The organism is Blastomonas sp. AAP25, assembly GCF_001295965.1.
GTDB classification, from domain to species: domain Bacteria; phylum Pseudomonadota; class Alphaproteobacteria; order Sphingomonadales; family Sphingomonadaceae; genus Blastomonas; species Blastomonas fulva.
Genome location: NZ_LJHP01000042.1, coordinates 1 through 7,728, shown reverse-complemented (window position 1 = coordinate 7,728; position 7,728 = coordinate 1). Strand labels below are relative to the sequence as shown.

Genomic DNA, 7,728 nt, shown 5'->3' with positions numbered 1-7,728 from the left:
GCAGTCGATGGCAGCCTCGTGCGCGCCGATGTGAGCCGCCAGCATGCAGTCGATAGTGCGGACGCCTTGCCTGACGCAGCCACCAGCCATGCCGTTCGCGAGTATCTGACCGTGCTCGATGATGCTGCCTTTGGCGGAGCGACCCCGGTGCCGCCCAAGCAGTTGGCGGTGGCCGATCCGGCGGCGCGCTGGACAGCAGCAAGCCGCGAGCGTGCCTTCTTCGCCTATGCCACCAACTTCCTAGGCCGTGTTGACAAAAGACTTCAGCCAAAGACGGGCTGCGGCGAGGTTGAGGACGCTCTCGAAGGATAGGACGGATTTGTCGTAGCGGGTGGCGATACGGCGCTGTTGCTTGAGCTTGCCGAACATGCGCTCGACGCGGTTGCGGTCACGGTAGCGGCGATAGTCGGGATGCTCTGGCACCTTGCGGTTCGATCGGGGTGGGATGATCGGCAAGATACCCCGGATCAGCAGGCTCTCCCGGAAGCGATCACCGTCGTAGCCTTTGTCCGCTAGAAGCGCCTTGGGTACGGCGACCGCGATCTCCATCAGCGGCTCAGCTGCGGTGTAATCGGAAGCCTCCCCGCCGGTCAGGGTGAAGCCGAGAGGCAGTGCCTGATTGTCACAACGGGCGTGGATTTTGCTCGTAAAGCCGCCGCGTGATCGACCAAGAGCGTTCGCACAAGCCCCCCTTTTCCGCCCGCTGCCGAGGCGTGGCCGCGAACGCTGGTGCTATCGATCATATGCTGCCAGTCGTCGGTCAGACCAAGATCGACCAGCGTTTGCAGGAGCGCATCCCATACGCCTTGTTCGGCCCAACGCCGGAACCTGACATAGACCGAGTTCCACTTTCCGTATCGCTCGTGCATGTCGCGCCAGGGGCAACCGACCCGCAGCACGTGGAGCATGCCATTAAGGAAGCGACGATTATCGCCCGCAGGTCGCGCCCAGCGACTCCGCTCAGGCGGCAGCAGCGGCCCAACCAGTTCCCACTCTGCATCCGACAAGTCTCCGCGACCCATGACTGCTCCTCAAAAAGCAGTCTGATGATGTGGACGCCCCCGCACTGACCGGCAGTTGCTATACTTCCGGCGGTCAACTGAGAGAGGAGCGTTTGCAATGACGATCATGACGATTGGGCTCGATTTAGCGAAGAGCGTGTTCCAGGCACACGGCATTGATGAGAATGGTGCCACGGTGCTCGTAAAGAAGCTGCACCGCAAGCACATGCTGCCGTTCTTTTCGAAGCTTCCACCTTGCTTAATCGGGGTGGAGGCCTGCGGAACGGCCCACTACTGGGCGCGCACGCTCACCGCGATGGGGCACGAGGTTCGCCTTATCCCGCCGGCTTACGTGAAGGTCTATGTCAAGCGGGGCAAGAGTGACGCGCTCGATGCTGAAGCGATCTGCGAAGCCGTGCAGCGACCGACGATGCGTTTTGTGCCAGTCAAATCTGTTGAGCAGCAGGGCATTCTCATGACCCATCGCGCTCGATCCCTGCTCGTGCGACAGCGGACCATGCTTGCCAATGCTCTGCGTGCGCAGCTGGCTGAGCTCGGGTTCGTCGCCAACCCCGGTATCGCCCACCTCGCCAAGTTGGCCGAGCGAGTGATGGCCGACAAGGATGCCCTGCCATCCTATGCCAGCGCTGCTCTCGAGATATTGATCCGCCAGATCATGGCTGTTTCTGCCGAGATTGCCGAACTTGATCAGCAACTCGTCGTTTGGCACGCCAAGAGCGAAGCCAGTCGCAGGCTTGCCGCGGTCCCCGGCCTCGGGATCATCACGGCGACGGCGATTGCTGCGACGGTCACGGATGCCGAGCAGTTCTCCTCGGGTCGACAGTTCGCGGCCTAGCTCGGCCTGACGCCGCAGCAACATTCGACCGGCGGCAAAACCAGACTTGGCGGCATTTCAAAACAGGGAGATCGCTACCTGCGCAGATTACTCGTCGTCGGAGCGACTGCCGTCATGCGGCATGTCAAAGACAAGCCAACGCCCATGGCCGACTGGATCAGGAAGCTCAGCGAGAAAAAGCCCTTCCGTGTCGTCTCGGTCGCGCTCGCCAACAAGCTCGCCCGGATCGCCTGGGTCGTGCTTACCCGGAAGGAAGCCTATCACCCCTATGCGCATCTGACCTCACAAACCCAGGTCGACCGAAATGGTAGTGGCAGTCGATGATGAGTAACGATCAAGCCAATGGTAAGGCCAACCCGTCTGATTCAATACGCTTCAAACGCGCGCCGGTCTGTTTAGGGACCTCACCGGCGGATTTCCATCAGGGCCAGCGGTAATCAAAATCCCGCACAAACAGGCCGGACATATGAAAGCAACCGATCAAAACCCGTCCCGACAAAATGCCCTTGCCAAGGGGGCGTCCACATATGAATCAGAACATGGGGCGTTTGGGAATCCCTTTTGTCAACACGGCCTAGGCTTTGCGGCAACGCGGACGTAATCGCGCTTCATGGTGCGCACGGACGCCTCGGCCATGCCGTTTGATTGCGGGCTTTCGATGGGCGTCGTGCGCGGCCGGAGGTTGATCTCGCGTGCGGAGCGACGGGTCTCCCTGGCGGTGTAGCAGCTACCGTTATCCGTCAGCCATTCGATGATTGTAGGCAGCTGGTTCACGCAGCCGAAGCGCTGCTCGACGGTGGCGATCATGAGATCGCGCACGTCCTGGGCGGAGATGGATGTGATCGCTGCCGACCGGGAGGGATGCTTGCCCTCCTGGTCCAGCACAAGGCGGACCGCCCGATCACGCACCTCAGGTGAAAACTTGTTCGTCGTCTTCCTCATTTGTAGATCCTTCCTCTCAAGAGTTAGGGCCTCCGGCAAGCCAGGGCGGTTCACATGGCCTCAGCAACCGCATGGGTGTCATCTCTTCAGTCCAGCTCTTCGCCCGCTGCATCGCAAGAGCATGAAATCTATAGCGATAGCTCTGAGTCAAGTTCTGAGGAACAAGAGCGCGTCGTGAGATTATGCGGTCCTTTGCAGCAATCTGGCAACCGCTGTATCAAACCGTTCAACATCTTCAGCCGCACGCGCGATAAGCTGTGCGCCTTCCATTTGCGCCAGACAGGCATGAGCTTCTGCGGCACAATCTGTGACATCTGCGATGGTTTCGTCGGCCTTGCCAGCCGCAAACACGTCTCGGAGCCAGACCGCAATTGTGCGATGGAACCCATCCAGCCTTGCCAGCACGTCCGGGCTAAGGCCGTCACGTCCAGTGCAGAAGGCAACGCACAAGCAGAGCTTTCTGCCACCATCGAGCGCATCCCGGCACGCCGAAACATAGGCCTTCAGACGCGCTCCGCCTGTGGGATGCGTTTCGCTGATCTGGTCCAGCTTCAGGAAGAAGTTATCGGAATACCGGGCGATCAACGCCAACGCCAAATCCGCCTTTGTGGGGAAGTGATGGTGGATGCTCGCCTTGCGAATGCCGACATCTGCGGCCAGATCGGCGTAGCTGAACCCGTCATAGCCCCGCGCGCGAATGGCTTGTTCGGCGCTGTCGAGTAAGGCGGCCTTTGTGTCCATGCCTACCATTTAGTAGGTTCGGCATCGCAATCAAGCAGGGCTTGCCGATTCGTCTACCTAGTAGTAGGTAGACGAATCGGTAGCCACTCGGGGCTGCCCTGATTGCGGAGACCGCCATGTATTTTCACGTTATGCTCGGAGCCAATGATCTTGGCGCTTCCACCCGGTTTTACGACGCCACTTTTGCCGTGCTCGGCGTGAGCGCGAAGGGGCAGTTCCGCGATAACCCCCCGGCCTTCATGTATGGCAAGCCCGAAACGGGTCTGTTCCTGCTGACCAAACCGCAGGACGGCAAGGACGCCTGCCACGCCAATGGCGGCACGGTCATGTTCAAGGCCGGATCGAAGGCGATGGCCGATGCATGGTATGAAGCCGGTCTAGCTAATGGCGGCAGTGATGTCAGCGGGCCGCCCGCTCCGGGCGCATTGCCCGGCACCGTCATGGGCTATCTGCGCGATCCGACCGGCAACAAGGTTGCCGTCGTCGCATTCGTGTGATGCACAGATCCGGCACAACATTGTGGAACGAGGGCGATGATGGACCTGAACACCGATTTTTCGCAGCGCGTGCTGATTCACGCAGATGCGGTGCCGTGGGTGCCGTCTCCGATTGCCGGCGTTGATCGCCGGATGCTGGACCGGATCGGCGGGGAGGTGGCGCGCGCCACCTCCATCGTCCGCTACGCACCGGGCAGCCTGTTTCCGCCGCACACCCATGGTGGCGGAGAAGAGTTCATCGTTCTGGATGGCGTCTTTCAGGATGAGCATGGCGACTATCCAGCTGGCAGTTACGTCCGCAATCCGCCGACATCCCGGCATCAGCCAGCCTCGAAAACCGGCTGCACCATATTTGTCAAATTATGGCAGTTCGATCCAGATGATCGGACCGCCGTGAACATCAACATGCGCAAACAAGCCCTCGTTTTTGCTCCTGGGCGGCCCGGTGTTGCTATCGTCCCGCTGTTCCGCGATCGGCGCGAAACAGTGCAATGGGAGAAGTGGGAACCGGGAGCAGAGATTTCATTGAACGTACCGGGCGGCGCGGAACTGCTGGTGCTCGGCGGTTCCTGCAAGGAATCCGGCAACCTGATGAACGAGTTCAGCTGGCTGCGTATCCCTGTAGGTGGGCGGATTGAGGCCGTTGCAGGCGAGCGGGGCGCACAGGTATGGATAAAGACAGGCGGGCTCCGCTTTGTGCCCCCCAGCTCTGACGGCTGCGAAAGGAAGTGAGTCTTCTGACCTTTTTCAGAATGTTTTGATTCTTTGAGTCGGGTTGCATAAAACGCATGCTTCGCTCATGGCGTCGACAATATTACGTGATCACCGCAAAACAAAAAGCTAAATTTCGGCTAGCACTTATATTTAAATTCTTGTCAACCACGCCTTTAGACTTGAAACCTGCACAAATAAGGTGGTGCTTACACAGCGAACCTTAGATCGTTGACAGCACACCTTTAACTACTATTTTCTGTTAATCCTATTTGACAAACAACCAACGTGTTTGGTTTTTAATCGAATTACACGTCCAAGGCGCTTAATGCCCATTACGTTGTCAGCTGCCGATAGATGCGGTAGATGCCTGTGCCGATGAGCATCGCCCAACCGCCTGTCAGCCTGCGCAGTAATAGGGTCCACTCCGCTATTCTGGATGCAGCGGTGCAGTTATACCAACGCGCATTGATCATGACCCATGAGCCCACCTGCGCAAGCCGATAGACATAATTCGCCATGGTTGATCGACGAGCTTGTTCCATGCGAAGCAGCAGTGGTCGACTATGTCGTCGTATGATTGGTAGATGCGGTTCGACAACCAGTTGTCGCGCATGAACTGCCACACATTCTCCACCGGATTGAGTTCTGGGCACCTGGGCGGCAGAGGCATGAGGGTGATATTGGAAGGTATGACCAGCGCGGCCGAGCCGTGCCATCCGGCCTGATCGAGCAGCAGCACCGCATGCGCACCTGGCGCGATGTGGAAGGCGATTTCCTCAAGGTGCATGCTCATCGCCTCGCTGTTGCATTTGGGCATGACGATGCCGGCGGCCTTTCCTTCAGCGGGGCAGATCGCACCAAACAGCCACGCAGAGGAGCGTCGTTGATCCTTGGGCGCTGACGGGCGGATGCCGCGTCTGGCCCAACGCCTGGTTAGTTTGGTCTGCTGGCCGATGCGCGCTTCGTCTTGCCACCAAAGCTCTACTGGCGTTCCTCTTGGGAGCCTTCGCCTGATCTGCGCCAGACGGGAGGCGAAGTTTTTTTAAAATCGACAATGTCGTCGGGCTTCTGCCCGTAATACCGTGGTCGCGCAGAGAGTTTGCGATATCCCATCGCGCGAAGCTCGCGCCCCAGGGTATGGCGGGTCACGGAAAGCGCGAACTCATCCCAGACCCACTGCGCCAGATCAGCTGGACACCCGCAAAAACCCTTCGCTTTGAGACCTCTCTTGTGATTCACTCCGGGCATTGGACGGAGAGTTTCGATGCACCCACGCAGCCTGTTTTCGCTGGCGGAGCACCTGGAGCGGCTGAGCAAAGACGGCGATCCGCTGGAGGTTTTGGCTGGCACGGTGGAGTTCGAGCGTTTCCGGCCACTTTTGACCCGCGGGCTGGGTTATAGCGACGGCGCCAAGGGCGGCCGGCCTCCCTTTGACCCGTTGGCGATGTTCAAGGTGCTGGCGGTTCAGGCGCAGCATAATCTATCGGATGCGCGAATGGAGTTCATGATCCGGGATCGGCTGAGCTGGATGCGCTTCTTCGGCTTCGATCTTAGAGGCACGATGCCCGACGAGAACACCATCCGCCACTATCGCAACCGGCTGACCGAGAGCGGCACGCTCGATGCGCTGATGCAGGCGTTCGAGCAGCAACTGCGCGAGGCAGGATATCTGGCGATGGGCGGTCAGATCGTCGATGCCACACTGGTGCCTGCGCCTAAGCAGCGCAACACCGAGGATGAGAAGGCTGCGATCAAGGCGGGCAAGTCAGCCCGGCAGATCTGGCGCGGGAAGCCGAACAAGGCGCACCAGAAGGATGTTGATGCACGCTGGACTGTGAAGATCGGCGGCAAAGTCCGCTATCGTCCCGACGGCACGCCGCTGCCGCAGATCACCACGCCCGTCTTCGGCTACAAGTCGCATATCAGCATCGATCGGCGCTTCGGGTTCATCCGCAAGGCTGCGGTGACCTCGGCAACCGACAGCGACGGGCGCCAAATGCGGCGGGTGATCGACACCGCCAACACCGCCGGCGATGTCTGGGCAGACAGCGCCTATCGCAGCAGCAAGAACGAAGCATGGCTCAAGGCCCACATGCTCAACAGCCGCATCCATCGCCGCAAGCCCAAGGGCAAGCCGATACCCGAGCAAATAGCGCGCGCAAACGCGGCAAAGTCAGCGATCCGCGCCCGCGTCGAGCATGTCTTTGCGCATCAGAAAAACCGCTATGGCCTCTTCATCCGCACCATCGGCATTGACCGTGCGCAGGCCAAGCTCACGCTTGCCAATCCGGCCTACAACTTCGACCGTCTGATCTTCCATCAGCGGTGTGCAACCACGGGATAGGTGCGCCTGAAATCCGCAGAAGGCGCTGAAAGGCTGACAAGAAGGCATCCCAGGGATACCCATCAGCTCGCTCAAATGCAGACGCTCGACCCATCCATCACAAAACCGGTCGGCGCGCTGCCAAAGTCGCGGTTATTGCGGGTGTCCAGCTAGCCGCCAGCGCACAACGCCATGGGAAGCAGGGATCGGCCCAGCCTCGACCTGCTCCGCCAGCCGGACGCGTTGCTCATCATTCAGGATCGAATCTCGTCCCGGTGCCTTGCGTGTTGCCAGGCCGTCAGGACCGCCCTCGTTGAACCGCAACACCCAGTCGCGCACGATTTGCAGGGTGACACCGGCAAACTTGGACGCATCACTCCGACTTCCGCCGTCAACGATCAACGCCAGCGCCAGTAGCCGGCGAACCTGATCCGGGTCACTGCATCGTCGGGCAAATACCCGCAAATCCTATGATGTGTAATCGGTCCGAACCCCAATCGTTGCCGCCATTGCAAGCTTCCATATGCCTGCCGCAACGAATCATAATTTCACCCGGTTGGGAATCCTTCGCGTGGGTCAGCCTCAGCGCGCCTTGGTATAAAATCCGCAGAAGCGGCGAAAGGAGGAACGATCGTCGAGCGCCTCGGCCAGCTT

6 protein-coding genes and 5 pseudogenes are annotated in these 7,728 nt (G+C 59.7%); 5 read left to right on the top strand and 6 right to left on the bottom strand.

The window, feature by feature from the left end:
• Nucleotides 1-312: pseudogene (locus IP68_RS20545) on the top strand (hypothetical protein); the annotation flags it as partial.
• On the opposite strand, the pseudogene IP68_RS19980 reads toward IP68_RS20545, so the two are convergent.
• A pseudogene (locus IP68_RS19980) lies at nucleotides 241-1,022 on the bottom strand (IS5 family transposase). The pseudogenes IP68_RS20545 and IP68_RS19980 sit on opposite strands and share 72 nt — an antisense overlap.
• A 97-nt stretch (nucleotides 1,023-1,119) precedes the next feature.
• Between IP68_RS19980 and IP68_RS18850 the strand changes: the two are divergent.
• Nucleotides 1,120-2,181: pseudogene (locus tag IP68_RS18850) on the top strand (IS110 family transposase).
• Between the two features lie 252 nt (nucleotides 2,182-2,433).
• Here the strand turns inward: IP68_RS18850 and IP68_RS20710 are convergent.
• Both IP68_RS20710 and IP68_RS18840 read right to left on the bottom strand, forming a co-directional pair.
• A pseudogene (locus IP68_RS20710) lies at nucleotides 2,434-2,682 on the bottom strand (IS3 family transposase); the annotation flags it as partial.
• Between the two features lie 297 nt (nucleotides 2,683-2,979).
• Nucleotides 2,980-3,540, bottom strand: a complete 561-nt coding sequence (locus IP68_RS18840; protein WP_197275867.1) for a TetR/AcrR family transcriptional regulator — start codon at nucleotides 3,538-3,540, stop codon at nucleotides 2,980-2,982.
• Between the two features lie 116 nt (nucleotides 3,541-3,656).
• On the opposite strand from IP68_RS18840, the gene IP68_RS18835 reads away from it, so the two are divergent.
• Nucleotides 3,657-4,037: a VOC family protein gene (locus IP68_RS18835; protein WP_054136567.1), complete on the top strand. Its 381-nt coding sequence runs from the start codon at nucleotides 3,657-3,659 to the stop codon at nucleotides 4,035-4,037.
• 39 nt (nucleotides 4,038-4,076) lie between these two features.
• Complete coding sequence (locus IP68_RS18830) at nucleotides 4,077-4,769, top strand: cupin domain-containing protein (RefSeq protein ID WP_054136573.1); 693 nt, start codon at nucleotides 4,077-4,079, stop codon at nucleotides 4,767-4,769.
• A 451-nt stretch (nucleotides 4,770-5,220) separates the two neighbouring features.
• Here the strand turns inward: IP68_RS18830 and IP68_RS19975 are convergent.
• A pseudogene (locus tag IP68_RS19975) lies at nucleotides 5,221-5,942 on the bottom strand (IS630 family transposase); the annotation flags it as partial.
• Nucleotides 5,943-6,015: 73 nt separating this feature from the next.
• Here IP68_RS19975 and IP68_RS18820 point away from each other — a divergent pair.
• Nucleotides 6,016-7,095 (top strand): IS5 family transposase, encoded by a 1,080-nt coding sequence (locus tag IP68_RS18820; protein WP_054136566.1) that lies wholly within the window; start codon nucleotides 6,016-6,018, stop codon nucleotides 7,093-7,095.
• A 132-nt stretch (nucleotides 7,096-7,227) separates the two neighbouring features.
• On the opposite strand, the gene IP68_RS20860 is transcribed toward IP68_RS18820, so the two are convergent.
• Nucleotides 7,228-7,539 (bottom strand): helix-turn-helix domain-containing protein, encoded by a 312-nt coding sequence (locus IP68_RS20860; protein ID WP_082382501.1) that lies wholly within the window; start codon nucleotides 7,537-7,539, stop codon nucleotides 7,228-7,230.
• On the bottom strand, nucleotides 7,511-7,728 hold a 218-nt coding region (locus tag IP68_RS20705), incomplete at its 5' end, for a hypothetical protein (RefSeq protein ID WP_231684168.1). The genes IP68_RS20860 and IP68_RS20705, both read right to left, overlap by 29 nt.